The organism is Streptomyces sp. NPDC005775, from assembly GCF_042871565.1.
GTDB lineage: Bacteria > Actinomycetota > Actinomycetes > Streptomycetales > Streptomycetaceae > Streptomyces.
The window spans coordinates 123,378-150,153 of record NZ_JBIAIU010000009.1 but is presented as its reverse complement, the minus strand read 5'-3'; the positions used below and the strand labels follow the sequence as shown (position 1 = coordinate 150,153).

Annotated in this window: 23 protein-coding genes; 16 read left to right on the top strand and 7 right to left on the bottom strand. The window is 69.1% G+C overall.

Annotation, left to right across the window (positions count from 1 at the left end; genetic code table 11):
* Window positions 1-824 precede the first annotated feature (824 nt).
* Window positions 825-1,802, bottom strand: a complete 978-nt coding sequence (locus tag ACFYPA_RS21645; protein WP_389133592.1) for a zinc-binding alcohol dehydrogenase family protein — start codon at window positions 1,800-1,802, stop codon at window positions 825-827.
* Between the two features lie 91 nt (window positions 1,803-1,893).
* On the opposite strand from ACFYPA_RS21645, the gene ACFYPA_RS21640 reads away from it, so the two are divergent.
* The 11 genes from ACFYPA_RS21640 (at window position 1,894) to ACFYPA_RS21590 (ending at window position 13,199) form a co-directional block, all read left to right on the top strand.
* Entirely contained in the window at window positions 1,894-2,481 is a 588-nt protein-coding gene (locus tag ACFYPA_RS21640; protein ID WP_359083473.1) for a TetR/AcrR family transcriptional regulator, read from the top strand.
* A gap of 901 nt (window positions 2,482-3,382) precedes the next feature.
* Window positions 3,383-4,513, top strand: coding sequence for an ROK family transcriptional regulator (locus tag ACFYPA_RS21635; RefSeq protein ID WP_359083678.1), 1,131 nt, complete (start codon window positions 3,383-3,385; stop codon window positions 4,511-4,513).
* Window positions 4,514-4,571: 58 nt separating this feature from the next.
* On the top strand, window positions 4,572-5,912 hold the full coding sequence (locus tag ACFYPA_RS21630; RefSeq protein ID WP_359315800.1) for an extracellular solute-binding protein: 1,341 nt from the start codon (window positions 4,572-4,574) through the stop codon (window positions 5,910-5,912).
* A 21-nt stretch (window positions 5,913-5,933) separates the two neighbouring features.
* Window positions 5,934-6,869 (top strand): sugar ABC transporter permease, encoded by a 936-nt coding sequence (locus ACFYPA_RS21625; protein ID WP_359315803.1) that lies wholly within the window; start codon window positions 5,934-5,936, stop codon window positions 6,867-6,869.
* 5 nt (window positions 6,870-6,874) lie between these two features.
* Window positions 6,875-7,786, top strand: a complete 912-nt coding sequence (locus tag ACFYPA_RS21620; protein ID WP_359083467.1) for a carbohydrate ABC transporter permease — start codon at window positions 6,875-6,877, stop codon at window positions 7,784-7,786.
* Window positions 7,787-7,789: 3 nt separating this feature from the next.
* Window positions 7,790-9,055 (top strand): 6-phospho-beta-glucosidase, encoded by a 1,266-nt coding sequence (locus ACFYPA_RS21615; RefSeq protein WP_389133587.1) that lies wholly within the window; start codon window positions 7,790-7,792, stop codon window positions 9,053-9,055.
* Window positions 9,046-10,119, top strand: a complete 1,074-nt coding sequence (locus tag ACFYPA_RS21610) for a BadF/BadG/BcrA/BcrD ATPase family protein (RefSeq protein WP_359320048.1) — start codon at window positions 9,046-9,048, stop codon at window positions 10,117-10,119. Before ACFYPA_RS21615 ends, ACFYPA_RS21610 begins: the two co-directional genes overlap by 10 nt.
* A 473-nt stretch (window positions 10,120-10,592) precedes the next feature.
* Window positions 10,593-11,012, top strand: coding sequence for an STAS domain-containing protein (locus ACFYPA_RS21605; RefSeq protein ID WP_359085621.1), 420 nt, complete (start codon window positions 10,593-10,595; stop codon window positions 11,010-11,012).
* A 32-nt stretch (window positions 11,013-11,044) separates the two neighbouring features.
* Entirely contained in the window at window positions 11,045-11,701 is a 657-nt protein-coding gene (locus ACFYPA_RS21600) for a response regulator transcription factor (RefSeq protein WP_359320046.1), read from the top strand.
* Window positions 11,698-12,801: a PAS domain S-box protein gene (locus tag ACFYPA_RS21595; RefSeq protein WP_359085623.1), complete on the top strand. Its 1,104-nt coding sequence runs from the start codon at window positions 11,698-11,700 to the stop codon at window positions 12,799-12,801. Before ACFYPA_RS21600 ends, ACFYPA_RS21595 begins: the two co-directional genes overlap by 4 nt.
* Entirely contained in the window at window positions 12,798-13,199 is a 402-nt protein-coding gene (locus ACFYPA_RS21590; RefSeq protein WP_359085624.1) for a response regulator transcription factor, read from the top strand. Before ACFYPA_RS21595 ends, ACFYPA_RS21590 begins: the two co-directional genes overlap by 4 nt.
* 182 nt (window positions 13,200-13,381) lie before the next feature.
* On the opposite strand, the gene ACFYPA_RS21585 is transcribed toward ACFYPA_RS21590, so the two are convergent.
* The gene (locus ACFYPA_RS21585; RefSeq protein ID WP_359085625.1) at window positions 13,382-13,756 is read right to left on the bottom strand and encodes a VOC family protein; all 375 of its coding nucleotides are present in this window, start codon (window positions 13,754-13,756) and stop codon (window positions 13,382-13,384) included.
* 132 nt (window positions 13,757-13,888) lie between these two features.
* A complete protein-coding gene (locus ACFYPA_RS21580; protein ID WP_359085626.1) occupies window positions 13,889-14,947 on the bottom strand; it encodes a LacI family DNA-binding transcriptional regulator in 1,059 nt (352 codons plus the stop codon).
* A gap of 266 nt (window positions 14,948-15,213) precedes the next feature.
* Between ACFYPA_RS21580 and ACFYPA_RS21575 the strand changes: the two genes are divergently transcribed.
* From ACFYPA_RS21575 to ACFYPA_RS21560, 4 genes are all read left to right on the top strand, one after another.
* Window positions 15,214-16,587, top strand: coding sequence for an extracellular solute-binding protein (locus tag ACFYPA_RS21575; protein ID WP_359320043.1), 1,374 nt, complete (start codon window positions 15,214-15,216; stop codon window positions 16,585-16,587).
* Between the two features lie 22 nt (window positions 16,588-16,609).
* Window positions 16,610-17,542, top strand: a complete 933-nt coding sequence (locus ACFYPA_RS21570; protein WP_359320042.1) for a sugar ABC transporter permease — start codon at window positions 16,610-16,612, stop codon at window positions 17,540-17,542.
* A gap of 2 nt (window positions 17,543-17,544) precedes the next feature.
* A complete protein-coding gene (locus ACFYPA_RS21565) occupies window positions 17,545-18,444 on the top strand; it encodes a carbohydrate ABC transporter permease (protein WP_359320041.1) in 900 nt (299 codons plus the stop codon).
* Window positions 18,445-18,512: 68 nt separating this feature from the next.
* Window positions 18,513-20,336 carry a sugar-binding domain-containing protein gene (locus tag ACFYPA_RS21560; protein WP_359320039.1) on the top strand — a complete coding sequence of 608 codons (1,824 nt, stop codon included), beginning with the start codon at window positions 18,513-18,515 and terminating at the stop codon, window positions 20,334-20,336.
* A 54-nt stretch (window positions 20,337-20,390) separates the two neighbouring features.
* Here the strand turns inward: ACFYPA_RS21560 and ACFYPA_RS21555 are convergent, their stop codons facing one another.
* The gene (locus tag ACFYPA_RS21555) at window positions 20,391-22,151 is read right to left on the bottom strand and encodes an RICIN domain-containing protein (RefSeq protein ID WP_389133581.1); all 1,761 of its coding nucleotides are present in this window, start codon (window positions 22,149-22,151) and stop codon (window positions 20,391-20,393) included.
* 348 nt (window positions 22,152-22,499) lie between these two features.
* The gene (locus ACFYPA_RS21550; RefSeq protein ID WP_359320036.1) at window positions 22,500-23,471 is read right to left on the bottom strand and encodes an SDR family NAD(P)-dependent oxidoreductase; all 972 of its coding nucleotides are present in this window, start codon (window positions 23,469-23,471) and stop codon (window positions 22,500-22,502) included.
* Between the two features lie 64 nt (window positions 23,472-23,535).
* Here ACFYPA_RS21550 and ACFYPA_RS21545 point away from each other — a divergent pair, with 64 nt between their 5' ends.
* Complete coding sequence (locus tag ACFYPA_RS21545; protein ID WP_389133578.1) at window positions 23,536-24,108, top strand: TetR/AcrR family transcriptional regulator; 573 nt, start codon at window positions 23,536-23,538, stop codon at window positions 24,106-24,108.
* Window positions 24,109-24,256: 148 nt separating this feature from the next.
* Here ACFYPA_RS21545 and ACFYPA_RS21540 read toward each other — a convergent pair whose 3' ends face one another.
* Window positions 24,257-25,255 carry an ester cyclase gene (locus ACFYPA_RS21540; RefSeq protein ID WP_359085634.1) on the bottom strand — a complete coding sequence of 333 codons (999 nt, stop codon included), beginning with the start codon at window positions 25,253-25,255 and terminating at the stop codon, window positions 24,257-24,259.
* Between the two features lie 100 nt (window positions 25,256-25,355).
* A complete protein-coding gene (locus ACFYPA_RS21535) occupies window positions 25,356-26,705 on the bottom strand; it encodes an MFS transporter (RefSeq protein WP_359085635.1) in 1,350 nt (449 codons plus the stop codon).
* Window positions 26,706-26,776: the final 71 nt, after the last annotated feature.

Sequence of the window (26,776 nt, the reverse complement as noted above, 5' to 3'; positions counted from 1 at the left end):
GGTCTCCGTCACGTTCAGTTCTACGGCGAGGGAGCACAGTAGCTCGGGTCTGAGCCGACGTGAGTACCTCGCGAATCGACAGTGACAGCCTCCCAGAGAGTCAGAATCCCAACCGAGCGCTCGTTGGCGTGGTCGGCTAGCCTCAGGGTTGCCTTAACGGAGTTTGGTGGACACGAACGTCGACAATGCGAACCGTCAGGTCCGTCTGTCATTCCTCGGGTAGAGCGGCGTCTGTCGTCACTGTAGGAATGATGTCCGGCCGCACCAAGTGCCCACCTGCACGGCCGAGGAACTTGCCCTTCTCTTCCGGACCACCATGAGCCCGGCCCGCCCCCCCCCACGGCTGCACGGGCGTCCAGAGCGCCCTGGCCACCAGCGACTCCGGACAGGCATTACGGGACCTCCTCGCCGATTGACGGAACAACGGACGCTTTCGCCCGCGGCAGCGGTTCCAGCAAGCCGTTGACGACGGCGACCTGCCTCCCCCCGGCAGATCCGGCGCTCTTGGTTCGTCACGTCACCACCCTGGCATTCGGCGTTGCCGTGCGAGCGGCGAGCGCCAGACACCGCGAGCAGCGGAGGCGCCGCCCGGCCGATGTCGCCGTCCCAGGTCCGGATGCGGCGTCAAATCCGGGTCCGGCGGGGTGAGCCGGTGGACGCGTTCGTCGAGGTTCGCCGGGCCGGGACGCGTCGGGAAGCCCGGAAGTCCGGACCGCGGAAAGCCTTCCTGGGGCCAGGGGCGCCGCTCCGCGTCCCGTTCGAACGAGGAGTCGCTCGCGCCGACGGTACTGGGCTGACGCGCATGCGAGGCCGAGCCGAGGCGGTTACGGGACCAGCAGAACCCGGCCCAGCGCGGCCCTGTCGTCGAGCAGCCGGTGCGCCTCGGCCGCCTCGGCGAGCGGCACGGTGGCGTGCACGGAGGTGGTGAGTCTGCCTGCGGCGAAGTAGCCGGCGAGCTCGTCCATTTCCGCGCGCGCCTGCTCGGGCCTGGCCATCCGCCATGCCGTGAGGTTGAAGCCCGCCAGGGACTTCAGCGCGAAGATGCTCGTGACCGGTACGGAGATCAGGTCACCGCCGGCCGCACCGTAGGTCACCGCCCGGCCGTACGGCGCCAGCACCTCGAAGCTGCGCTGCAGGATGTCGCCACCGACCGCGTCGAGCACGACGTCGACCCCGCCCGGCACCGCCGCGCGCACCTGGTCGGTCCAGTTCTTCTCGGTGTAGTTCACCGCGACGTCGGCGCCGTGCCCGCGGGCGAACTCCAGCTTGGCGTCCGAGCCGGCGGTGGCGACCACCGTGCCGGCTCCGAGCAGCTTCGCGATCTGCACGGCGAGGTGTCCGATGCCTCCGGCCGCGGAGTGCACCAGCACCGACTCACCGGGGGTGAAGTTGCCCGTCCGTAGCGCGCGCAACGCGACCGGCGCGCCCATCGGCAGCATGGTGGCCGAACCGTTGTCGATACCCTCGTCCACCTTGACGATCCACTGCGCCGTGGCGAGCACGTAGTCGGCGTAAGCGTCCTCCGCCGCGAGGGCCGCAATTCGTTCTCCGACCGCGAATCCCTCGACACCCTCACCGACGGCCTCGACGGTGCCGACGACGTCACCGGTCAGCTTGCCCGGCAGCGGCCGCTGGAAGATTTCCCCCGCCTCCGGCCCCTGCCGGTACTTGGTGTCGACGAAGTTGGCACCGACCGCCTCCGTCTTGACGAGCACCTGACCCTCACCGGGAACCGGCACCTCGGTCTCCTCGACCTGCAGGACCTCTGGTCCCCCGTACGCGTGGTAGCGGACACGCCGCATGATGACCCCTCTGTCCCGGCTAAAGTGGACTGTCAGTCAACTCGCGTCAAGCGTACTGGACCGCCGGTCCAGTTGTCTCGGAGGTTTCTCGATGGCGGAAGTCCGACGCGAGCGCGCCGACGCGGCCCGTAATCGCCGCGCAATCCTGCGCGTCACCGAGGAACTCCTGGCCGTGTACCGCCCGGAAGAGATCTCCATGGAACAAGTCGCCGCGGCAGCGGGCGTCGGAAAAGGCACCGTGTTCCACCGCTTCGGCAGCCGCGTGGGCCTCATGGACGCCTTGATCCAGGACCGCGCCCTGGCCTTGCACGATGCCGTGGTCTCCGGCCCGCCTCCGCTGGGTCCCGACGCCGACCCACGGTCGCGCCTTTTCGCGTTCCTCGACGGCATCGTGGACGTGGTGGCCCGCAACAAGGGCCTGCTCGCGGCCCTCGGCCACGCCGCCACCACCACTCAACGCCCCAAGGCGGACGACAACCATCCTGTCTACCGCTTCTGGCACGGCCACCTCAGCATGTTGCTTGCCGAGTTGCAGCCCTCCCTGGACGCCGAGTTGGTGGCGCACGTTCTGTTGTCGACCCTGGGCAGTGAGCCCATTCTGCGACTCCTGGAGAAGGGAGAGGGAGAACGGCTTGTCGTCACGTTGCGGCTGATGGTGACGACCTTGCTGGATACGTGATTCAGCCGACCTGGCCGAGGTCGTCGGGCTCGTGGGGCGCGTGTTCGGGTCGCGTGCCGCCGATTTCTACCACGCGTGTGCGAACGGAAAGAGGCTTGTGCGGGACGGACCTGCGTACGATCGGGCGTCCTCACGACGCATGCGGTAAATGCCGGCCAGGCCGTTTCGTTCGGATCACTTCCGCTGGTCGAGGCTGTCGTTGATGATGTCCGTGTGACTCACCGCATCAGCGCTCTGATCTCGGCCCTCGGCGTCCTTGTCAGCGTGATGCTGCTTGTTGCCGGCGTTCGTGAGTACTGCTCTGGGGAGTCCGTCCTCTGGCCCGTGGCTGGAGCCGTGATCTTCCTCAGCGCCTCACAGGTGCTCGTGCGGGACGTGCGGCGGCTCCGCAGTGGGCCGAGCGACTGACTGCGGCGCCGTTCCGGCCGGCCCCGCCGGTCGTTGTTCGTGTGTGCCGCTATGGATGTGCGGTGGGCGCGAATCGAGCCGTTACTCCCAGGTCGGCCGCCTCAGCGGGTGTGGCCGGTGGCGGAGCCACCTGGAGATGATCGACGCGATCGCCCGGAAGTTCTGGACGGGGTCGCCGGCTCCGGCTGCCGCCGCGGCACCCGCCGCCCCCCACCTCCGAGCGGTGCTGAACGACCCCGCACGGGCTGTGCTTGGACATTGCCGGAAACGCGCTTGCGGCCCGGCGGATCCGCCGGACGGGATGCGTGAGACATGCACTTACTTGCCCGGCTTTCGCTCGGAATCGCCTCGTCCTCTCTTGCGCGAACACCCCTTGACGCCCTTGCCGCCCGGACCTACATTCCTGCAATAGATCGGAAAGTGTCCTAACTATTCAACGAGGAGCCACTCCATGGCCGCTCCGGTGAGGGGAACCCCGGGTACCCCGCGCACCATGCGTGCGATGAACGACCGCGCGACCCTGGACCTCCTCGTGGCGCACGGCACCCTGACCCGGGCGCGCATCGGCGAACTCACCGGCCTCTCCAAGGCGACCATTTCGCAGATGCTGGAGCGTCTGCAGAGCGCCGGGCTGGCCAGGGCGGTCGGGGCGAAGACCGGTGGCCCCGGTCCGAACGCACTGCTCTACGAGGTCGACCCCTCCGCCGGGCATGTCGCCGCCCTGTCCGCAGGTCCCACCGGCATCACCGCGATCGTCGCCGACATCGCCGGACGCGAGGCCGGCCGCTGTCACATCGCGGCGAGTGCCGTCGCCGAGGACGTACGTCACCGCACCGCCCAGCTCGTCAGTGAGGCCGTCGACGGGGCGCTCGGCCGGGCCGGGCTCGGGCACGACGACATCTCGGCCGCCGTCATCGGCACGCCGGGAGCCATCGACCCCCGCACCGGACAGCTCCGCTACGCCCCCCACCTGCCCGGCTGGCACTCCCGTACCCTGCGCGGCGAACTGGCCGAGGTGCTGGGCACCCAGGTGGACATCGAGAACGACGTCAACCTCGCCGCGCTCGCCGAGCAGTACGACGGCGCCGCCCAGGGCCGGGACAACTACGTGCTGGCCTGGATCGACGAGGGCGTCGGCGCCGCCATCGTGCTCGAAGGGACGCTCCTGCGCGGCGCGACCGGGGGAGCGGGCGAGATCGGGTACATGCCCCTGCCCGGCGCGCCTCTCGCGCGAGAACAAGCAGCGGGGGCCGGCCAGGACGCCGGGGGCGGCTTCCAGAGCCTCGTCGCCGCGGCTGCCGTACGTCGGCTCGCCGGCGGCACCGCCTCGCTCCAAGAGGCGCTTGCCGACGACTCCGTACGCGAGGAGCTGGCCCGCCGGCTGGCCTCCGGCCTGGCTTCGGTCGTCGCCGTGGTCGACCCCGACCTCGTCGTGCTGTCGGGCAGAGTTGCCCAGGCCGGCGGCGAATCACTCCGTGCCCTCGTGGAGCAGGAGATGACCGGCCTCGCGCTTCCCCGGCCCGAGCTCCGCATCAGCGACCTGGATGGCGACCCCATCCTGATCGGCGCTCTGCGCCGCGCCCTCACCCGGGCACGCCACACCGTCTTCGACACCTCCGCCTGATCCCCCGCCCCCTGTTCCGTACTCCCCAGTGGGGGAGACCACCGCAAAGGAAGCCGCCATGAAGCGATGGCGCATGCGCACGTGCGTGTCCGCGGCGATCGCCACGGCCGGACTACTGCTGTCCGGCTGCGCCAACCCCGGCGTCGGCAGCGCCGACGACGACGTGACCGCTCCCGTCACTCTGAAGTTCTGGCACGGCTGGTCGGCGCCCGGCGAAGTGAAGGCGATCAACGATTCGATCGCCCGCTTCGAGAAGCTCCACCCGAACATTCACGTCCAGGCGACCGGCAACGTCACCGACGCCACGATCAACCAGGCCCTGCGGGCCGGTGGCGACAGCTCGCCCGATGTGATCACCTCGTTCACCACCAACAACGTCGGTCAGTACTGCGACTCGGGAATGTGGGCCGACCTCGACCCGTTCCTGCACAAGACCGGCGTCGACAAGACGAAGGTCTTCCCCAAAAGCCTTCTGCGGTACACGAGTTTCGAGGGCAGGCAGTGCGCTCTGCCGCTGCTCGCGGACGCCTTCGGCATGTACTACAACAAGGACGAGTTCAAAGCGGCGGGCATCGCGCGTCCGCCGCGGACGATGTCGGAGTTCGTGCGCGACGCGAAGAAGCTGACTGTGCGCTCCGGCAAGGGTTCGTACAAGCAGGTCGGCTTCATGCCCAACTTCCGCCTCTACCAGAACAGTCCGGACCGGCTGTTCGGCCAGTGGGGCCCTACGTACTTCGACAGGAAGGGCAACTCGGTCCTCGCGGACCAGAAGGCCACAACGGACTTCTACCGCGTGACACAGCAACTCGCCGACGTGCAGGGCGGGTACGACGCGCTGGAGAAGTTCCGCACCTCATTCGGTGACGAGATGTCCGCGCAGAACGCCTTCCTCACCGGGAAGCTCGCCATGCACCTCGACGGCGAGTGGCGCGGTCTGATGCTGAACGAGGCCAAGGCCGACTTCGACTGGGGAGTCGCCCCGCTCCCGGTGCCCGACGACCAGGCGGACACCTATGGGCGCGGCTATCTGACAGGCACGGTCACCGGCATCGGGCACAGCAGCAAGCACCAGAACGCGGCCTGGGAGCTGGTCAGGTTCCTGACGACCGACACGCGTCAGGTGGTGGACTTCGCCAACGCGATCCACAACGTGCCGTCCACGTTCGCGGCGCTGAAGTCGCCCGACCTGGACGCCGATCCGACGTTCAAGACGTTCATCGACATCGCGCAGAACAAGTACAGCCAAGCCATGCCGCAGTCCACCAACGGCGGCATGTACATCACGTCGCTGCAGGACTTCTCCTACACCGCCGAGGCGGGACGGATCCCTGACCTGCACAAGGGGCTGCGCGAGCTCGACGCGCAGATCGACGCAGACACCCTCCAGTCGAAGAGCTGACCGACGCGGGAGCACCACACCATGGCCCTCACCCTCTCCATCCCGGCGCGGCGCAGACTGCGCACGCTCGGCTTCCTCTCCCCGTGGTTGATCGGGTTCAGCGTCTTCTTCGCCTATCCGCTGATCGCCACCGTCTACTTCTCGTTCATGCACTACAACCAGATCCAGGCGCCGACCTTCGTCGGCCTGCGGAACTGGACCTACGTCTTCGAGCAGATGCCACTGTTCGGCCCCGCCCTGTGGAACACCCTCTGGCTGGTCGTGATCATGGTGGCGCTGCGGGTGGTCTTCGGGCTGACGCTCGGCCTGTTGATCACGAAGATCAAGACCGGCCCCGGCCTCTTCCGTACCGCCTTCTACCTCCCCTACCTGGCGCCCCCGGTCGCCGCCACCGTCGCCTTCGTCTTCCTCCTCAACCCGGCGACCGGGCCGGTCAACGGCATACTCTCCGCCGTCGGGATCGACGGTCCCAACTGGTTCAACGACCCCAGCTGGGCCAAGCCGTCGCTGGTCATGCTCTCCCTGTGGGGCATCGGCGACCTGATGGTGATCTTCATGGCGGCCCTGCTGGACGTGCCGAAGGAGCAGTACGAGGCCGCCGAGCTCGACGGCGCGGGAGCGTGGGCCAGGTTCCGGTACGTCACCTGGCCGTCGATCACACCGATCGTGATGTTCGCGGTGGTCACGGGTGTCGTCCAGACGATGCAGTACTACACCCAGGCCCTGGTGGCCGGGAAGCTCGCCTCCGGGGTCTCGATCGGCCCGGGCTCGGTCATCCAGCCCGGCTACCCGGACCACTCGACTCTCACTGTCCCCCAGCTCGTCTACTCGATGGGCTTCCAGAACTTCAACACCGGCGCGGCGTGCGTTCTGTCGCTCGTGCTGTTCGCCATCGCGATGGCCGTGACCATGCTGCTCATGCGTAAGCGCTCGGGCCTGCTCTCGGCGGAGGACTGATTCCGGTGACCACTACGACCATCGAAGCCCCGGCCGCTACCAGGCCCCCCTCCATCTCGCGCGCGCAGGGCCCCGCGGCCGCCCGCGCCCGCCGCAAGCGTGTGCTGAACTGGATTGCCGTGCACAGCGTGGCCCTGGCCGTCGCGCTGCTGTTCGTCCTGCCGTTCGTCTTCGTGTTCCTCACGTCCGTGATGAGCGACGCGCAGGCCATGAGCGGCGACCTGTGGCCCAGTTCCTGGCACTGGGAGAACTACACCGCCGTCTTCCGCACGGAGGGCTTCCTCACCTGGTGGAAGAACTCCCTCATGTACGCCGGGCTCGGCACGCTCTTCACCGTCTGCTCGGCCGTCCCCGTCGCCTACGCCCTCGCCAAGTTCCGCTTCCGCGGCCGGCGCGGCCTGATGATCCTCGTCATCTCCACGATGATGCTCCCGCCTCAGGTCATCGTGATCCCCATGTACCTGGTGTGGGCCCAGCAGTTCCACCTCTCGGGCACGTTGTGGCCGCTGATCATCCCGATGGCGTTCGGCGACGCGTACTCGATCTTCCTGTTGCGGCAGTTCCTGCTGACCATCCCCAAGGAGTACATCGAGTCGGCCCGCGTCGATGGCTGCGGGGAGCTCCGCACGCTGCTGACGATCATCGTTCCGATGGCCAAGCCCGGGATCGCCGCCATCGCGCTGTTCCAGTTCTTCTACTGCTGGAACGACTACTTCGGCCCGCAGATCTACGCGGCTCAGAACCCCGCTTCCTGGACGCTGAGTTACGGACTGGAGTCCTTCAAGAGCGCCCACAGCGTCAACTGGAACCTGACCATGGCCGCGACGCTCCTCGTGATGGTGCCGGTCGTCATCGTTTTCTTCTTCGCACAGAAGGCCTTCGTCGAAGGCGTCACACTCACCGGAGTAAAGGGCTGATTGATGAAGCTGGCAGTAGTGGGTGGCGGGTCCACCTACACACCTGAACTGATCGACGGTTTCGCACGGCTGCGGGACACCCTGCCGGTCGAGGAGCTCGTGCTCGTCGACCCGGCGGCCGACCGGCTCGAACTCGTCGGCGGCCTCGCCCGGCGGATCTTCGCCAAGCAGGGCCACCCGGGCAGGATCGTCACCACCTCGGACATCGACGCGGGCGTCGCCGACGCCGACGCGGTCCTGCTCCAGCTGCGCGTGGGCGGCCAGGCCGCCCGCAACCAGGACGAGACCTGGCCGCTGGAGTGCGGCTGCGTCGGCCAGGAGACCACCGGAGCCGGCGGCCTCGCCAAGGCCCTGCGCACCGTCCCCGTCGTCCTCGACATCGCCGAACGCGTCCGGCGCGCCAACCCGGACGCCTGGATCATCGACTTCACCAACCCGGTCGGCATCGTCACCCGGGCACTGCTCCAGGCCGGCCACAAGGCCGTCGGCCTGTGCAACGTGGCGATCGGCTTCCAGCGCAAATTCGCAGCTCTGCTCGACGTGACCCCCGGCGAGGTGCACCTCGACCACGTCGGCCTCAACCACCTCACCTGGGAGCTCGGGGTACGCCTCGGCGGCCCCGCGGGCGAGAACGTACTGCCGCGCCTCATCGCCGAACACGGCGACGCCATCGCGGACGACCTGCACATGCCGCGGGCGGTCGTCGACCGGCTCGGCGTCGTCCCCTCCTACTACCTGCGGTACTTCTACGCACACGACGAGGTCGTACGGGAACTCGCCACCAAGCCGTCCCGGGCGGCCCAGGTCGCCGCGATGGAGAAGGAACTCCTCGCCATGTACGGGGACCCGGCACTGGACGAGAAGCCCGCGCTGCTCGCCAAACGCGGCGGCGCCTTCTACTCCGAGGCAGCCGTCGACCTGGCCTCGGGCCTGCTTGGCTCCGGCGGCTCACCCCTCCAGGTCGTCAACACCGCCAACAACGGAACCCTGCCCTTCCTCCCCGACGACGCGGTTATCGAGGTGCAGGCCGCAATCGACGCGAAGGGGGCCGTCCCGCTGGCCGTGCCGGAGCTCGATCCCTTGTACGCCGGTCTGATCGCCAACGTGACGGCGTACGAGGACCTCGCGCTGGAGGCCGCGCTGCACGGCGGCCGCGACCGGGTGTTCAAGGCACTGCTCGCGCACCCCCTGATCGGCCAGTTCGAGTACGCCGAAGCTCTCACCGACAAGCTTCTCGCGCACAACCGGGAGCACCTCGCGTGGGCATGAACGCTTCCCTCCTCGCCATCGACGCGGGGAACAGCAAGACGGACGTCGCCGTCGTGGCCGTTGACGGCACAGTCCTCGGTACGGCCCGGGGCGGCGGCTTCCAGCCGCCCCGGGTGGGCGTCGAACCGGCAGTGGACGTTCTCGCCGAAGCGGTCGAGGTGGCGCTCGCGGCGGCGGGCGCCACCGGCGTCGAGCATGTCTCCGCGTGCCTGGCCAACGCTGATCTTCCCGTCGAGGAGGCGCAGTTGGGGGAGGCTATCCAGCGCCGGGGCTGGGCCCGGAGCGTCGATGTACGCAACGACACCTTCGCGGTGCTGCGTGCCGGCCTGACGGAGGATGCCGAGCCGCGAGGTGTGGCCGTGGTGTGCGGCGCCGGGATCAACTGCGCGGGCATGCTGCCCGACGGCCGGACGGCGCGCTTCCCCGCCATCGGCCGTCTCTCCGGGGACTGGGGCGGCGGCGGCGGCCTGGCCGAGGAGGCGTTGTGGTTCGCCGCACGTGCCGAGGACGGCCGCGGCGAGCCCACCGCGCTGATGCGGACGCTGCCCGCGCACTTCGGGCTCCCGTCCATGTACGCACTGATCGAAGCCCTGCATCTTGCTCACCTCGCACCGCACCGCAGGCACGAGCTGACGCCGGTGCTCTTCGCCACGGCCGCGGACGGGGACCGGATCGCGCGTTCCGTGGTGGACCGGATGGCGGACGAGGTCGTGGCGATGTCCACCGTCGCCCTCACCCGCCTCGGCCTGCTCGCGGAGAAGGTGCCGGTACTCCTGGGCGGCAGCGTCCTGGCGGCCCGCCACGCACAGTTGGACGGTCGCATCCGCACCTTGCTGGAGCAGAGGGCTCCGCAGGCCGAGGTGCGGGTGGTCGCCGAACGGCCCGTGCTGGGAGCGGTGCTGCTGGGGCTCGACGCATCGGGCGCGGAACCGGAGGCGTACGCCCGCTCCAGGGCGCACTACGAGAGGACCACCGGAATCGCGGCCCCCCTGCGGTCCACCGGCCGTCCGCAGGCCTCGCAGCGCTTCGACCCCGGAGGCCGGGCCGCCGCCACACCGGGGTAGCGCCGTCAGCACGGGAGAGGGATGCCCTGTGGGTCGTGGGTGGGCCTGCGGACTCTTGAGGGACTGGTTCCAGTCACTGCGCGCTCCGTTGTGGGCGCCCGGTTCGACCGTTCTGTGGAGGTATTTCCCGAGAAGTTCTCGGTCGCGCGGCGAGTGCTGGGGTGAAACCGACGACGGCGGGGCATCTTGCGGCAGCGTGTGGGCAACCTCGGGACGGGCCGTACGGATGGTGCCAATCTCCGGACCCGGGCCACCCGTTGCCGCGCTTCCCGTGCTGTCCACGTGACCCTCGTGCCGGCCGGTGTTGACTTCGCCTACTAGTGCAGATTCACTAGAGCGGAACTGATGTCCTCACACTATGGGGTAGTGATGATGTGGCAGCTGACGGGAAGGGGCCCCTCCGTGGGCAGGGCTCGTGGGGCTGAGCTGCGCAGGTGCGTGTCGGGCGCGAACAGGGTGAGGTGCGGGACGCCGTGACCACTCATCCCTTCACGTCGCGCGTCCGCATCCAGTCGGGCGTCGCGCGAGTGATTCTCTCCGGTGAACTGGACTTGGACACCGGATCCGCCGTCCGGGAGGCGGTAAGAGCGTGTCTGGCGAAGGAAGCGACGAGCCTGTGTCTTGATCTGACCGGTGTCTCGTTCTGTGACTGCGCCGGCCTGAGCGCTTTGTTCAGGGCACGGACGGCCGTTCTGGGGGCCGGCGTGGATTTTGTCGTGGAAGGCGTCGGAACTCAGCCGGCACGGCTGCTTCGCCTCATCGGGGCCGAGGGCGTCTTCGTCATGAGAGGCGCGAACCCGGAGTCGGATCGCCGGGCCGCGCGTGTGGCCCCCACTCACCGTGGCGCCGAAACGGCGGCCACCGCTGAGTCGCTCCCCCGGGGACTGGCATGATCGTGCGATCCGCCACTTGCAAGGATGTCTTGATGCCCTCACGTTCCCCGTCCACCCGACCGGTCAGGATCCTGTTGGTCGAGGACCACGACATGGTGGCCGAGGCGATATGCCTCGCCCTGGAGCGCTCGCCCGGGCTGCAGATCGTGGGGCGTGCGGCATCGGTGGCGTCGGCACTGGCCGACGTGCAGCGGCACGAGCCGGATGTCGTACTGCTGGACCGGCGCTTGCCGGACGGCGACGGGGTCACTGCCATCGCGGATCTGCTGGCCCTCGCGCCGGACGCCCGCGTCCTGGTCCTGGCCGGCGAGGGCAGCGCCTCGGTAGCCGCGCGCGTCGCGGAGGCGGGCGGAGCAGGGCTGATCCTGAAGGCCCGCGGTCTGCGCGAACTGGAAGAAGCGGTACGTCGGGTGGCAGCGGGTGAGGTGGTGTTCAGCCAGGATCTGCTGGGCGACGTGCTGGAACGGTTGACCGGCAGGGCGCCGGGGCTCGGCGCGGACCTCACCCCGCGGGAACGCGAAGCCCTTCACCTCCTGGGGGAGGGGCGCACCACTGCGGAGATCAGCGAGCAACTGGGAGTGGCGCTCAACACAGGGCGCAATCACGTCCAACGAGTGTTGGAAAAACTGGGTGCGCGTTCCCAGCTGGAAGCTGTGACGATCGCGCGACGTGAGGGGATCCTCGCGTGACGCAGCAGCCGCGACCACAGACGCCGGCGCGGAAGTCGGCGGCTCCGTTGTCGGATGCCGCCTTCACCCTGCTGGTTCAGGGGGTGCTGGACTACGGCATCTTCATGCTCGACCCGCAGGGCTACATCATCAGTTGGAACGCGGGGGCGGAGCGGATCAAGGGATACAGCGCAGAAGACATTCTCGGACAGCACTTCTCGGTCTTCTACCCGCCCGAGGACCAGTCCTCGGGCAAGCCGAAGTGGGAGCTGGAGACCGCTGTGGCCGAAGGCAGACTGGAGGACGAGGGCTGGCGCGTACGCAAAGACGGCAGCCGGTTCTGGGCGAACGTGGTCATTACCGCGTTGTGGGACGAGGAAGGAGTGCTGCAGGGGTTCGGCAAGGTCACCCGTGACATGTCCGAACGGCGGGCGGCGCAGCATGCGCTCATCGAGCGACGACGGCTGTTCGATCACCTGGTCCAGGCCCAGGAGACGGAACGACGACGGATCGCGTGGGACGTCCACGACGACTCCATCCAGGCGATGGTCGCCGTCGGAATGAGGCTGGAATTGCTGGCGGACAACATACCGGAGGAGCACTCCGCGGAGCTGCGGCGTCTCGACACCTCGGTGCGCGAAGCGATCAGCCGGCTCCGGAGCCTGACTTTCCGGCTGCATCCGCCCGGGATCGACCGGCACGGCTTGGTAGAAGGACTTTCCAGCCACCTGGAAGACGTCGTGGGCTCCTCCTGGGGGATGCCCTACTCGTTCGAACACCGGCTGGACCGCGAGCCTCCGCCCGAGACGGCCATCACCATCTTCCGTATCGTTCAGGAGACGCTGCTGAACGTGCACAAGCACGCACGTGCGAGCAGAGTCGACGTCCGCGTCGACTCGGCCGACAAGGGAGTCCTGACGCGTGTCAGCGACAACGGAACCGGCGCGCCCATGTCCCAGGACGGCACCCGCGAACATTTCGGGGTCATCGAGATGCGGGAGAGGGCCGAGACGGCCGGAGGATGGTGGTCCATGCACAGCCGCCCGGGAACGGGCACGACAGTCGAGTTCTGGGTGCCCAATCCACTTCCGGTCTCGACGACGTCGGAAAGCGCGCCGTGACCGCGGCGACGCCGGCCGGTGCCCCCGGCTCACCGTTCAGCGTGATCCTCTGCGATGACAACGTGATGCTCCTGGAGACGTTGAGAGAGGTTGTTCAGGCACAGCCCGACCTCGAGGTCGTGGGCACCGCGCGCAGCGACGAGCATGCGCTTCGCCTCGCGCACCGGCATCAACCGGACCTCGTCATCCTGGACGTCCGCTTCCCCGGCGGAGGCCCCTTCGTTGCGAGGGACATCGCACGGTGCTCACCGGGCAGCCGAATCGTGGCGTTCTCCGCGTACGACGACAAGGGTTCCGTCGAGCAGATGATGAACGCCGGCGCTTGCGCGTACGTACTCAAGGGTGCGAGCAATCGGGAGCTCCTCACTGCCCTGCGACGGGCGACAGCGCCTCGGTGAGGGCGCGCCCGCACGGGTCGGCGTCGCCTTCCCCCGCGCGGGATCGACCTGCACGTCGACGTCACGACGCCGCCCGGTCAGCCACCTCCGCAGCCGGCCGCACGCGTGCGTGTGTCGTGACAGATCTTCCGCAGACCCGGCTTGCACCGGCCGCGCGAGACCAGGTGTGAGCGACGCCGTTCTCAGGCGCCGGGGAGGAAGAGACAGAACGGGTGACCGTGAGGATCGCGGAGGACATGCACGTCCTCCTGCGGTTGGTGCGCCTCCAGCGTGGCCCCCAGGGCGCAGGCCCGTTCGGTCTCCGCTTCCAGGTCGTCGACCTGCAGATCAAGGTGCGCCTGCATCTGCTGGGTGCCTGCTCGTGGGGGCCAGACGGGGGACCTGTGGTCCGCTTCCATCTGGAAGCTGAGACTGGGACGCTCCTGCCCGGGAGCGCGCAGCCGGACCCACTCAGGTCCCCGTTCGGCTTCCTCCCATCCCAGCAGAGCGCGATAGAAGTCGGCCAGGGCGGGCGGGTCGGGCGTACCGAGAACAATGGCACCGAGCGTCGTCGTCATGTTCCCCACCTTGCCCCGACTCCCGAGACCATGCGTTTCGTAGCTGGTGCCGCGTCAGCCGAGGTTCCCCCGAAGGGGCGGCGGTGTGCGCCGCGTCGGCGAAGGACGACGCTCGTGTGCGATGCGGGGCGTTCACCACGCTCCGTCGCTCCCCGCCGCCCCTTCCGTGCTCTCGCGCAGTACGAGCCGGTGTGCCACGACGCGGTCCTGCGGGCTGCCCACGTCGTCGGGCCGAGGGGGCCCGGGGCGGGTGGCCTCGTCGATGCGGTGCAGGAGCAGGCCCACGGCCACCCGGGCCACCGCCTCCTTGTCCGGGGCGACCGTGCTCAGGGAAGGAATGCTGAACCGGCCGCCCTCGACGTCGTCGAAGCCGATGACGGCCACGTCCTCGGGAACCCGTGCCCCGTAGGCGTGCAGCGCGCGCAGCGCCCCCAAGGCCAACTGATCGTTGAGGCACAGGAGTGCGTCCGGACGCACCCCTTCGGCCAGTACACGGTGTACGGCGGCCGCCCCGTCACTCATGTGGAAGGCCTCCACCGGCAGCAGGGAGGCCGGGTCGTACGGGATGCCTGCTCCGGCCAGGGCGATGCGGTACCCACGGGTGCGGGCCTGAGCGGTGCCGACGCACCCGTCGTCCCGCCCGCCGACGGTGAGGATGTGCCGGCGTCCCAGAGCGAGGAGGTGCTCGGTGGCCTCGCGGGCCGCGCGTTCGTTGTCGATCGCCACATGGTCGGCACCATCGGTCAGCAGTTCGCCCAGCAGGACGGTCGGCGGGGGCCCGGAGTGGGCGTGCAGATCCTCCGGTGCGAGGGCCAGCGGGCTGAGGATGACACCGTCCACGAAGTCCGAACCGAAGCCGGCCAGCGCGGCCTTCTCCCGCTCACGGTCCGCGCCGGACTGGTGGATCAGCACGGTGAGGGAGCGTCTTTCGGCCTCCCGGACGACGTGGCGGGCCAGTTCCGCGAAGTACGGGACGTCGAGCTCCGGCACCACCAGGGCGATGATCCCCGTTCGCCCACTGCGCAGGTGCCGTCCGGCGAGGTTGATGCGGTAGCCGAGGTGGTCGATCGCCTCCTGCACCACCCGCCGGGTCCGGTCCGACACATGGACGTAGTCGTTGAGCACGTTGGACACCGTCTTCTCCGACACCCCCGCGTGCCGTGCGACGTCCTTGATCCTCGGCCGTGCCACCCGCAACCTCCCCGCCCTCGGTACGCGCCGAGTCTATGTGGTGCCCTGCGGCGGGCCGGGGCGGCTCCGGTGCGGGGGCGCGGGGGGCGTAACCGGCACAGGTAGTGCCCCAGCTCTTTACAGCCAATGTACATCGATGTAAAAACAGGTCACCGCACCAGGAGATCCGGTGCGGATCACCTGATGTGCACGGGCGGCCGACGGCTGCCGTGCCGATGGCCCATGCCGTCGGCCGGGCACGTCGTCCGGCCGTCGAAAGGTCAGTGATGAACTCTGAACCCCCTGCCCGAGGGCTGCTTGGCGCCTCGGGCCCCACCCGGTCGCCGGACATCGGCCGCCGTCGGCTGCTGCGCTACGGGACAGCCGGAGCGGCGGCGTTGGTGGCCGCGGGCCCGCTGGCCGGGTGTGCCTCGCCCGCCCGTGCCGGTGGGGCCTCCTCGCTGAAGGTCTGGGACCTTTTCCAGGGCGGCGACGGCATGCTCATGGACGAGATGATCGCGGCCGTCTCGCGGGGGACCGATGGTTTCGACGTGGACCGGACGATCCTGGACTGGGGCCCGTCGTACTACACCAAGCTCGCCATGTCCGCGGCCGGCGGCCGGGCCTCGGATGTGGCCGTGCTGCATCTGTCACGGCTGGCCGGATACGCCCCCGGCGGCCTGCTCGACCCCGTCGACCTGGACCTCCTGGCCGAATTCGGTGTATCCGAGAAGGACTTCGCCCCCGCGGTGTGGAAGCGCGCCCGGCATCAGGGCACGGTCTACGCGATCCCTCTGGACGTACACCCCTTCATCGTGTTCTACGACAAGGACGCGGCCGGGGAGGCGGGGCTGCTCGACCCGTCCGGCGACCTGGCGCCGATGGGCTCACCGGAAGCGTTCCTGGACGCCGGGAAGAAGCTCGCCGAGGTCACGGGCAAGTCCGGCATCCTCTTCGGACACGTCACGGACACCGCTCAGAGCTGGCGCCAGTTCGCGGCGCTGTACGCCCAGACCGGCGCCTCCTTCACCCTGCCGGACGGCGGCCCGCCGAAGATCGACGTCGATGCCGCCGTGAAGGTCGTGACCTTCATGAAGCGGCTCTTCGACGGCCGTACGAACCCCGACAACCTTGACTACAACGGCGCGATGGCCGCCTTCATGGACGGCCGCGGCGGCATGATCATGGCGGGGGAGTGGGAGCTGCCGACGTTCCGGAAGTCAGGTATCAAGCACCTGGGCGCGGCCCCCTTCCCGCAGGTCTTCGACCGGCCTGCCGTCTACGCCGACTCGCACAGTTTCGTCCTGCCGCACCAGGACGACCCCGATCCTGCCCGGCGCCGCGAGGCCCACCGGTATATCGCCGAGATCGTCAAGCAGAGCCTGACCTGGGCGAGCGCAGGACACATCCCGGCCTACCTGCCCGTCCAGGCCCGCCCCGAGTACGCGAAGCTCGACCCCCAGTCCTCCTATGCGGCCGCGGGTGAGATCGCCGTACTCGACCCGCCGAACTGGTTCGCCGGAGCCGGCGGCAACTTCCAGAACCGCATGTGCCAGCCGCTTCAGTCGGCGCTGCTCGGCAACACCTCCGCCGAGAAGGCGGTACGGCAGATGGTCCGGGAAGCGGACAGCCTGCTGCGCCAGCCCAACCCGGTCGCCTGACGACAGCCGAAGGAGCCGCATCGTGACCACCACCGCGCCCGCCGGAGCCCCGGCGGCACCGCAGATCTCCGACACCCCACCCGCACCCGGGCGCCGCCTCTCCCTCACGGGAGGCGGAGGGCTGTTCGTCCTTCCGTTCCTGGTGTTCTTCGGTCTCTTCCTGGTCTGGCCCGTGGTCCAGGGCCTCTGGATGAGTCTCACCGACGCCTCCCTCACCCTGCACGACCCGGAATTCGTCGGCTTCGCCAACTACGCCGAGGTGTTCGCGGACCCGGACGTCTGGAGCAGCCTCGGCAACACCGTCCTGTTCACGGTGATCTCCTGCGTACCGCTCGTCCTGGTGGCCATGGCCATGGCGCTGCTCGTGCACAGCGGACTCGCAGGCCAATGGGTGTGGCGGCTTGCCTACTTCGCCCCCTATCTGCTGCCCGTCACGGTGGTCACCCTCATCTGGACGTGGCTCTACCAGCCGGACATCGGCTTCGGCAACCAGCTGCTGACCTCCCTGGGACTGGAACCGGTCGGTTGGCTGTCCGACGAGTCGGTGGCGATGTGGTCCGTCGCCGCCCTCACGGTCTGGTGGACGGTCGGCTTCAACTTCCTGCTCTACCTCGCCGCCCTCCAGTCCCTGCCCGTCACCTACGACGAAGCTGCCGCGCTCGACGGCGCCGGCGCCTGGCGGCGGCTGTGGTCCGTCACCCTGCCCCAGTTGCGCCACACCACCGTCCTGGTGGCCATGCTCCAAGTGCTCGCCTCGCTCAAGGTGTTCGACCAGATCTACATCCTCACCAAGGGCGGGCCCAACGGCTCCACCCGGCCGATCCTGGAGTACGTCTACGACGTCGGGTTCACCGGGTACCGGCTGGGCTATGCCTCGGCGGTCAGCTACGTCTTCTTCGCGATCGTCATCGTCGTCTCCGTCGTGCAGCTGCGCTTCTTCCGTCAGGAGGGCTGACCGTGTCCGCCATCCCCACCTCTGTCCGCCCGCCACGCCGACCGCGCCGAGAGGCGTCAGGGTCGCCTCTGCTGCTCGGCCACGGACGGCTGCCCCGCGTACTCGCCTCGACCGCCCTGACCGTCCTCGCGGTCGTCTGGCTGCTGCCCTTCCTCTGGGCGGTCGCCACCTCGGTGCAGAGCGAACAGGACGTGATGAAGTCGGGTCTGTCCCCGTTCAAGGGAGCCTTCACGCTCTCCGCCTACCGGCAGATCCTGGAGCGTGGAAACGTTCCGACCTGGGCCTTCAACAGCCTGCTGATAGCCGCCCTGGTCACCGCGCTCACCGTGGCCGTCTCGACACTCGCCGCGTACGGCTTCTCCCGCGGCACCTTCCGCGGGAGACGCGCCTTCCTCGCCGTCACCGTCGCCGCGATCATGATCCCGCCCCAGCTGCTCATCGTCCCGCTGTTCGAACAGATGACGATGTTTCACCTGGTCGACACCTACGCGGCGGTCATCCTGCCGCAGGTCGTGGCCCCCATGATGGTCTTCATCCTCAAGCGCTTCTTCGACGGCGTCCCCCGCGAACTGGAGGACGCCGCCCGCATCGACGGCGCCTCCGAGCTACGTGTCTTCTGGTCGATCGTGCTCCCGCTGTCCCGCCCGATCGTCGCCGCCGTCGCGATCTTCGTCTTCATCGGCGCATGGAACAACTTCATGTGGCCCTTCGTCGTCACCAACGACCCGGATCTCATGACGCTTCCGGTGGGCCTCGCCACCGTCAAGGACGCCTACGGCGTCCAGTACGCCCAGGCCATGGCATCCGCCCTCCTGGCGGCGCTCCCGCTGATCGTCATGTTCCTCCTCTTCCAGCGGCGCATCGTCAACTCCGTTGCCACGACGGGCCTCGGCGGCAGCTGACCCGGCCGACCCTCATTCCGCGCGCCGGCCTCCCGGCCGGCCGCCACCACCATCCGACTGGAGCGCTTGTGCACACCCCCTCCGTCCCCCGTCCGGAGTACCCGCGACCGCAGTTCGTGCGTCGCGACTGGTTCAATCTCAACGGGACCTGGCAGTTCGAGACCGACCGCGGGGACAGCGGGCTCGAACGAGGACTCCTCGACCGCGACCTCACGGGCGAGATCCTCGTGCCCTTCGCCCCCGAGTCCGAGCTGTCGGGCGTCGGTGACACCGATTTCCTGGAAGCCGTCTGGTACCGCCGGCGGTTCACACCGCCCGCCGCGTGGGCCGGCCGCCGGGTGCTGTTGCACTTCGGTGCCGTCGACCATGACACCACCGTCTGGGTCGACGGCACCGAAGTGGTCCGTCACCGGGGCGGCTTCACCCCCTTCACCGCCGACCTCGGCGACCTCGCCCCGGCCGGCCGCGAGGTGGAGATCACCGTCCGCGCCCGCGACCCGAAGTCCGGCCCCCAGGCCCGCGGCAAGCAGGCGATCGAATACGCCAACCACGACTGCAACTACACCCGGACAACGGGCATCTGGCAGACCGTCTGGGCCGAGCCGGTCCCCGACGCTCACCTTCGGCGCCCTCGCATCACCCCCGATCTGGCCGGGGGCGCCTTCGCCCTGGAGCTGCCCCTGTCGTCCCATCGCCCCGGCCACCGGGTGCGGGCCGTTCTCAGCGACGACGCGGGCGAGGTCTGCCGCGCGGAAACGCGGGCCGACCTGGATCTCGCACCCCGTCTGCACCTGGCCCTCCCCCAGGTCCGGCGCCGGGAATGGAGCCCGGAGGACCCCTTCCTGTACGACCTGCGGCTCGAACTCCTCGACGCCGAAGGCGAAGTGTCCGATTCTGTCGAGAGCTACGCGGGCCTGCGCGCCGTTTCCATCCGGGGCAGGGCCGTCCTCCTCAACGGACGGCCCCGCTTCCAGCGCCTCGTCCTCGACCAGGGCTGGTACCCGGACGGCCTGATGACCGCCCCCTCCGACGCGGCCCTGATCCGTGACATCGAACTCGCCATGGAGGCCGGCTTCAACGGGGCACGGTTGCATCAGAAGGTCTTCGAGGAGCGTTTCCTTTACCATGCCGACCGGCTGGGATACCTGGTCTGGGGCGAGTTCGGTGACTGGGGTTGCGAGATCGGCGGGTCCTCGGGCGACAACCAGCGGCCCGACGCATCCTTCGTCGCCCAGTGGCTCGAAGCCGTGGAACGCGACTACTCCCACCCCTCGATCGTCGGCTGGTGCCCGCTGAACGAGACCTACCAGAAGCTCCACGACCGCATCACGCAGCTCGACGACGTGACCCGCGCGATGTTCCTCGCCACCAAGGCCATGGATGCCTCCCGTCCCGTGATCGACGCCTCCGGCTATTCCCACCGGGTACTGGAGACGGACATCTTCGACTCGCACACCTACGAGCAGGACCCGGCCGCCTTCCGGAAGCTCGTATCCGGCCTCGCCAAGGGGGAGCCCTTCGTCAACGCCTACGAGAACGGGGCCGCCTACTCGCAGCCGTACAGGGGCCAGCCCTACTTCGTCAGTGAGTTCGGCGGGATCTGGTGGGATCCGGCGGCCGCAGCCGCGGAGTCCGGCAGGGACCGCACGCTCTCCTGGGGCTACGGTGACCGGGTGCGGACCGAGGACGAGTTCCATGAGCGCTTCGCCGGCCTCACCGCCGCGCTGCTGGAGGACCCGCACATGTTCGGTTACTGCTACACCCAGCTGACCGATGTCTTCCAGGAGCAGAACGGCGTCTACCGCTTCGACCGGAGCACGAAGCTGGACATCGCCCGCGTCCGGGAGGCCCAGTCGCGACCGGCCGCGATCGAGGAGCCGGAAGCCGGCTGACGGAGGCGGCACCGGTTCACCCGCCCCTGCCCGGGGGCGGGTGAACCGGACGCCTCAGAGCCGTTCGAGTCGCCAGACCTGCGGCTGTTGGCCGTTGCAGGTCCACTGCTGGACATTGGCCCCCGCCGTCCGGGAGCCTTGGGCGACGTCCAGACAATGCCCGGCGGACCTGACCACCAGGCGGTAGTAGCCGCGCCCCACGTTCTCCAGCCGCCAGTCCTGTGCGGTCTGTGCGTTGCAGCCCCACTGACGGACGTTCGCACCGGGGGCGCCGGAGCCGTTCTCCACGTCCAGGCAGAGACCGCTGTTGCGCCCGGTGAGGGTGAAGTAACCGCTCCCGCGCGCCCGCAGGGTCCACTCCTGCGGGGCCAGGCCGTTGCACGTCCACTGCTGGACGTTGCCGCCCACCGCACGGGAGTCACCGGCCACGTCCAGGCAGTCGCCGCTGTTGGCGTTCACCAGCCGGTACCGCGCCCCGTCCACGACTCCGGCCGCGTCCGCGCTGCCGGTGACCGGGCCGGTGGCCACGTACGGGCGGCAGACGCCACCGTCCCAGTCGGTCGCGATCTGAAGCACGGTGCGGCCGTCCGTGGAGGGCAGCAGGGGGGAGCTGTAGTTCGGGCAGTAGGTCGCGGTCGGCGCCGTGACCCGCACCGGGGCCTCGATCTCGTACCACGGTCCTGTGCCGCCCTCCGTGTTGGCCAGGATCGTGCGCCCGCTGTCCGCCGCGGGTGTGCCGTCGCGGTTGAGGAGTTGCTGGCCGACGAGCAGGATCCGCCCGTTCGGTCCGCCGCCGGGCGCGGGAGCCCAGGCGATCGTGGGCGCTGCGCGGAAATACTTGCCGTCCACGGTCTCCGGGCGGAATCCCAGCGAGGCGGGGTCGCCCCAGTCCCAGCCGTCCGGTGAGGTGCGGTAGTGCACCACACACTGGTACTGGCCGCCCGGATTGCAGATCTCGTAGCTCATGAAGTACGTGCCGTTCGGCAGCCTGCGCACCACGGGCATGCCCGGCCGGTCCGGTTCCCATCGGCCGGCCACCGTGTTGCGGCGGTCCTGCCAGTGGATCCCGTCGTAACTGCGGGCCGCGGCGAGTTTCTGGCTGTGGGCCGGATCCGTCTCGTCGGCGTAGTGACAGACGAGCGCGCCGTCGGCGGCCACGGAGAACTCCGGTTCCCACAGTCCGCCCGACCCGGACGCTGTGGCGCAGGAGGACAGGTAGGACCAGGTGCGGCCCACGTCGACGCTTCGCCAGACGCGCAGGGCCATACGCCGGTTCGGCTCGTCCTGCCCGGCGGAAGCGGCCCACAGCAGCGTACCGGCGCGCATGTCCCCGACCTGGCCGGGAAGTTCGAACAAGGTGGAGCAGCACAGTCCCTGCCCGGTCGCCGACTCCGGATCGGCGATCCTGCCCACCTGCCGGAAGGTCGCTCCGGCGTCGGTGCTCTCGTGGATGGCGCCGATGCCGTTGTTCCCGTCGAAGGTCACGACGCTCGCGAGCACCCGACCGTTGGCGGATCCGCTGTGCTCCAGCCGGACGGCACGGGGGTAGAGGCCGGTCCCACTGCCCAGGGGTGTGCCGGTGGCCGGGACGAGGGCGGTGGAGGGCCCGGTGGCCGAGGCGGAGGAGGTGACGGCTTGCGCCGGCGCGGCTGTGGACGGTGTGAGCGACAGACCCAGTACCGCGGCCAGGAGCGGTATCGCAGCACGCACCGCCCACCAGGTCCGGTGGCCGGCGGTCGTGGGGGCGGGCCGCGGAGACCGGCCGGTGAGGGCGAGTCGGCTTCGGGTGCGCAGTGGTCGGCGTAAGGAGAGCACAGGCTTCCTTCCTTCGGGACACGGACGCGTGTCAGGCGGCGGGGCGCGGACCGTGGCTGTCGTTGCTTCGGATTTACGCAAGGGCGGGGCACTACGCGCGCAGGCTGTGCACATGGGTGCGAACCTGCGGACGGCGACACAGTAGGGCTGCATGTACATCGATGTAAATGGGCGTGCGACCTATGCTGCCCGCGTCCTGGTGAGCGGGGGGCGCAGCCTCCCGAACCGGGGTGTGGGAGGCGGGCCGCCCCGAGCGGTCAGGGCGCGACGGAATGGGCCGCACCTCGGCGGTCCGGTGCCGGAGCCGTGCCGACCGGCGGCGGTGCCGCTTGCGGTGGCCTCGACAGGTCAGACGCGGAGCAGGTCGGTGGAGACCGCCCAGAGGCGCTTGGCGGTGGCGGGATCCAGCGCCCATTCCTTGACGCCGTGCGGGTGCTGCGCGAGGTCGGCTTCGTTCGTGACGGTGCAGGCCTCCTGTGCGTCGTCCAGGTAGTGGCCTCCGGAGTGCGCGAACTCCGGGGCGACCGCTGCGACGATGCTGGTGGCGGCGCCCTGCTCGACCGTCTTGTAGGTGAACACTCCGGCGGCTTCGGCCGCGTCGAGCGACTTCTTCTGTTGCGTGGTGAAGTTCCGCTGCAGTCCCGTCGCGACACCGCCGGGGTTCACCGCATGGGCGAGGATGCCGTCGGATGCCCAGAGGCGGCTCGCCTCGACGGCGAACAGAGAGTTCGCCGTCTTCGACTGGGCGTAGGCGATCTGCGGATCGTAGCCGCGACGCTCGAAGTGGAGGTCGTCGAAGTCGATGCCGGCACGCATGTGCGCCGTCGAGCTGACCGAGACGATCCGTGCTCCGCCGCGGTCGGCCGCTCCCAGGGCCAGGGCGTCGTGAAGGCCGGTGGCGAGGGCGAAGTGGCCAAGATGGTTCGTCGCGAATTGCAGCTCCCAGCCCTCACGTGTGCGTTCGAGGCCACCAGTGACCACGCCCGCGTTGTTGATCAGCAGGTGCAGCGGGCCGTCCCACACGTCGACGCATCGCGTGACAGTGGCCTGGTCGGCAAGGTCGAGCCGGACGGTTCGGGGCCGTATCCCTCCGGTCGACTTCTCGATGGTCTCGGCGACGGCGTCTCCCGCCGTCGTGTTCCGGACGGCGAGCGTCATCTCCGCCCCGGCAGCGGTCAACGCGCGAGCCGTCTCGATCCCGATTCCGGAGGAGGCTCCCGTCACGATCGCTCGGACGCCGGTGAGATCGACGCCCCGCAGCACCTCCTCGGCGGTACTTGAGGCGGTGAAGGGCGTGGAGATGGGTGCGCGAGCAGTCATGGCGGCGACTATACGGACTAGCCTTGATTTGTATAGTGCGACTCCCGCTCGTATGCTCGGTCCCATGAACAGTCCCACCGCCGGCCAACCGCCGTCGGCAGTCGCCGACACCGACCGCCGGACCATGGTTCTGGACTCCGCCATGGTCACGTTCGCGCGATTCGGTTACCGGAAGACCTCGATGGAGGAGGTCGCGCGGGCGGCGGACATCTCCCGGCCCGGGCTGTACTTCCTCTTCTCCTCGAAGGAGAGCCTTTTCCGTGCCGCCGTCACTCAGGCACTGGAGCGCGACATCACAGCGGTCGAGCACGTTCTGGCCGAATCCGGCCGCCCCCTTGCGGAGCGCCTCCTCGATGCCTTCGATCAGTGGGCGGGCCGCTATATCGGTCCGCTGACACGCGATGTGGCGGTGGTCATCGAGGACAACCCGGGCCTCCTGGGGGAGATCGTCGAGACCATGCCGCAACGTTTCGAGCAACTGATCACAGACGCGATCGCCGTCGAGGCAGGACGAGCGGCGGCCCGCCAAGTCGCCCAGACGATGATCAGCGCATCGACCGGCCTCAAGCACCAGGCCCCGACACGGGACTTCTACCGCGAACGACTCGAGGTCGCCATCGGTCTCCTGGTGCGCTGAAGACGCTCACCGAAGCCGCGGGGGAGACCCCGGCCGAACGGCCAGGTCCGACCGCCCGGCCGGAACCGGCACCGACAGGGGGCGGTCGGCGCGCGTGCGGGCCCGCCACCCGTTCATCGGTGGCGGGCCCGCACGCGTCACGAACGGTTCAGTAGATGTTGGCCTCCACCCGGGAGCCCTCCTCACGTCCCGCGTTGATCTGCGCGCGCAGCGAGATCTCGTCGTAGACACGGACCTCCTTCACGATGCGGCCCTCCTGGATCAGGAACTGCGAGACGCCGAGCACCGTGACCGGCCGGCCGGTGAGGGGGCCGAACTCCGGGGCTCCGCGGTAGGTGCCGTGCATGGTCCACAGGACGGCCACCCGCAGGCCCGCGTAGCGCGGGGAGTAGTTCGTCTGGATGTCACGGACGGCGAACCGCGCGTCGGGGAAGGGGCCGACCATGGCGAGCAGGTCGGCCTGGTAGCGCTCGGGCCGGATGACGGTCCGGTCACCGATGGTGTGGAGGAAGAGGTCACGGTCCATGTAGTCGTGGACCTTGTTCAGCTGACGCTGCGTCCACACCTCGTCGATGAACCGGAGCACCATCTCGCACTCGGGGCGGAACTCGTCCGGCCGCTCGCCGCTGACCCCGTTCAGCAGCACGTCGTGCGGCGGCTCCTCGAGCATGGAACCGCTGTACCCCTGGAAGGTCAGCTGTCGGGCTGCCTCGTCCGGGTCCTGGCCGCGCTGCAGGCAGTCGGCCAGGTCGTCGCGGACCACCCACTCCTCGACCATCCGGCCGCGCCGGTACAGGCAGTTGGCCACCGTGCGCTTGCGGACGCGGATGTTGTGGCCGTCCACGAGGTGCTCGTCCGCGGAGAAGACCAGGTGGGAGCTGAGGAACGCGTCGTCGCCACGCGCCTCCCACACCACGTCCTCCGCCTGCCCGATGTGGCCGGGCGTGCTGCCCATGCGGATCGTGCTGCCCTCGATGACGCCGTCGCGGCCGACGACGGTGCCGAGGCTGGCGTGCACGATCGAGTCCGGCTCGTAGTTGTCGACGATGTGGGCGATGTCGCGGTCGACCCAGATGCGGTCGGTCACCTCGCGGATGAAGTCGTCCGGGTCCTTGTAGGGGAGGTACGCGACGGGGTCGAGGGTCATGGTGCTTCCGTTCCTGAGAGGTGAATGCGTATGTATGTAGTTGTCAGGAGATGGGGCCGGGGTGGTTGTTCGCCCGCTCACCGGCACCGGGCCGTGCGCGCTACCCGCGGGCGAACTTGTCCGCGCCCAACTGGCTCCGGTACGTCTCCTTCATGAAGGCGGTCACCACGACGAGCGCCAGGACGGCGCCCACCGCCAGGTAGGCCCAGACGGCGTAGATGGTGTCGAAGGTGCTGACCAGGAGCGTCGCGACGAACGGCGTGATGCCCATGAAGATGGAGAACGAGCTGTTGTACGCGATGGCGCTGGCGCTGAACCGCGTGCGGGTGGTGAACAGTTCGGCCGCGCACACGGTGACGATGCCGGTGAGGAAGAACTCCGGCACGATGTAGATGAGCTGGCTGGCCACGGCCGCCCCGAAGGTCCCGTGCTCGCCGACCCGGAAGGCGAGCGGCACCAGCACGATGCAGGCGACGGCTCCGGTGACCAGCATCGGCTTGCGCCCGATGCGGTCCGACAGCATGCCGGCCAGTGGCAGGGCCGGGATGAGCACGGCGATGGAGACGGCGTTCGAGGTCAGGGCCATCCACCGGGGCAGACCGAGTGTGTCGGTCAGGTACTGCGGATAGAAGGTGACCCAGCTGTAGGAGAGGATCGCGAGCATGACCGAGATTCCGCAGAAGACCAGGATCGGTCGCCACTGCGTGCGGAGCGCCTCACGGATCGGCGAGGTGACGACGTCCGTTCCCTCGTTCGTCGCGCGGACGAACTCAGGGCTCTCCTCGATGTGACGGCGCAGCCACACCCCGACCAGGCTGAGCGGGATCGCCAGCAGGAACGGCAGGCGCCAGCCGTACGAGTCGAGGGCGTCGCCGTCGAAGGCCCAGCTGGTCAGGGCGGCTGTGCCGGCGCCCGCGAGGGTGCCGACGAAGCAGCTGTTGGACGCGTACGACGTGTAGTAAGCCCGCCGGTTCGGCTCCGCCCACTCCACGATGAACGCGACGGCCCCGACGTACTCGCCGCCGGAGACCGCGCCCTGGGCGACTCGCAGCAGCAGGAGCAGGACCGGCGCCCCGACGCCGATCTGCTGGTAGGTCGGCAGGACCGCGATCAGGGCGGTGGCCACGCCCATGGCCACGATGGTCCACAGCAGTGCCTTCCTGCGTCCGACCCGGTCGCCCCAGCGGCCCACGAGGGTACCGCCGAGCGGGCGGAAGAGGCAGGCGATGGCGATGATCGCGTAAGTGCCCAGCACCGCCACGGTCCGGTCGCTCTCGGGGAAGAACGCCGGGGCCATGACCGGCGCCATGTAGCCGTACAGGCCGTAGTCGAACTGTTCGACGAAATTACCGATGCTGCCCGCACCGATGGCTCGGCGTATCGCCTTCCGCTTGTTCAGGTCGACCTGGGGTGAGTCGACGGCCGGGACGGGCGGCGCTGTGGCGGACATGGCTACTCCGATCACACGGGAAATGGTGACTGCATACGTATGAACTGATCGGGAACACTAAGGACCCGGGA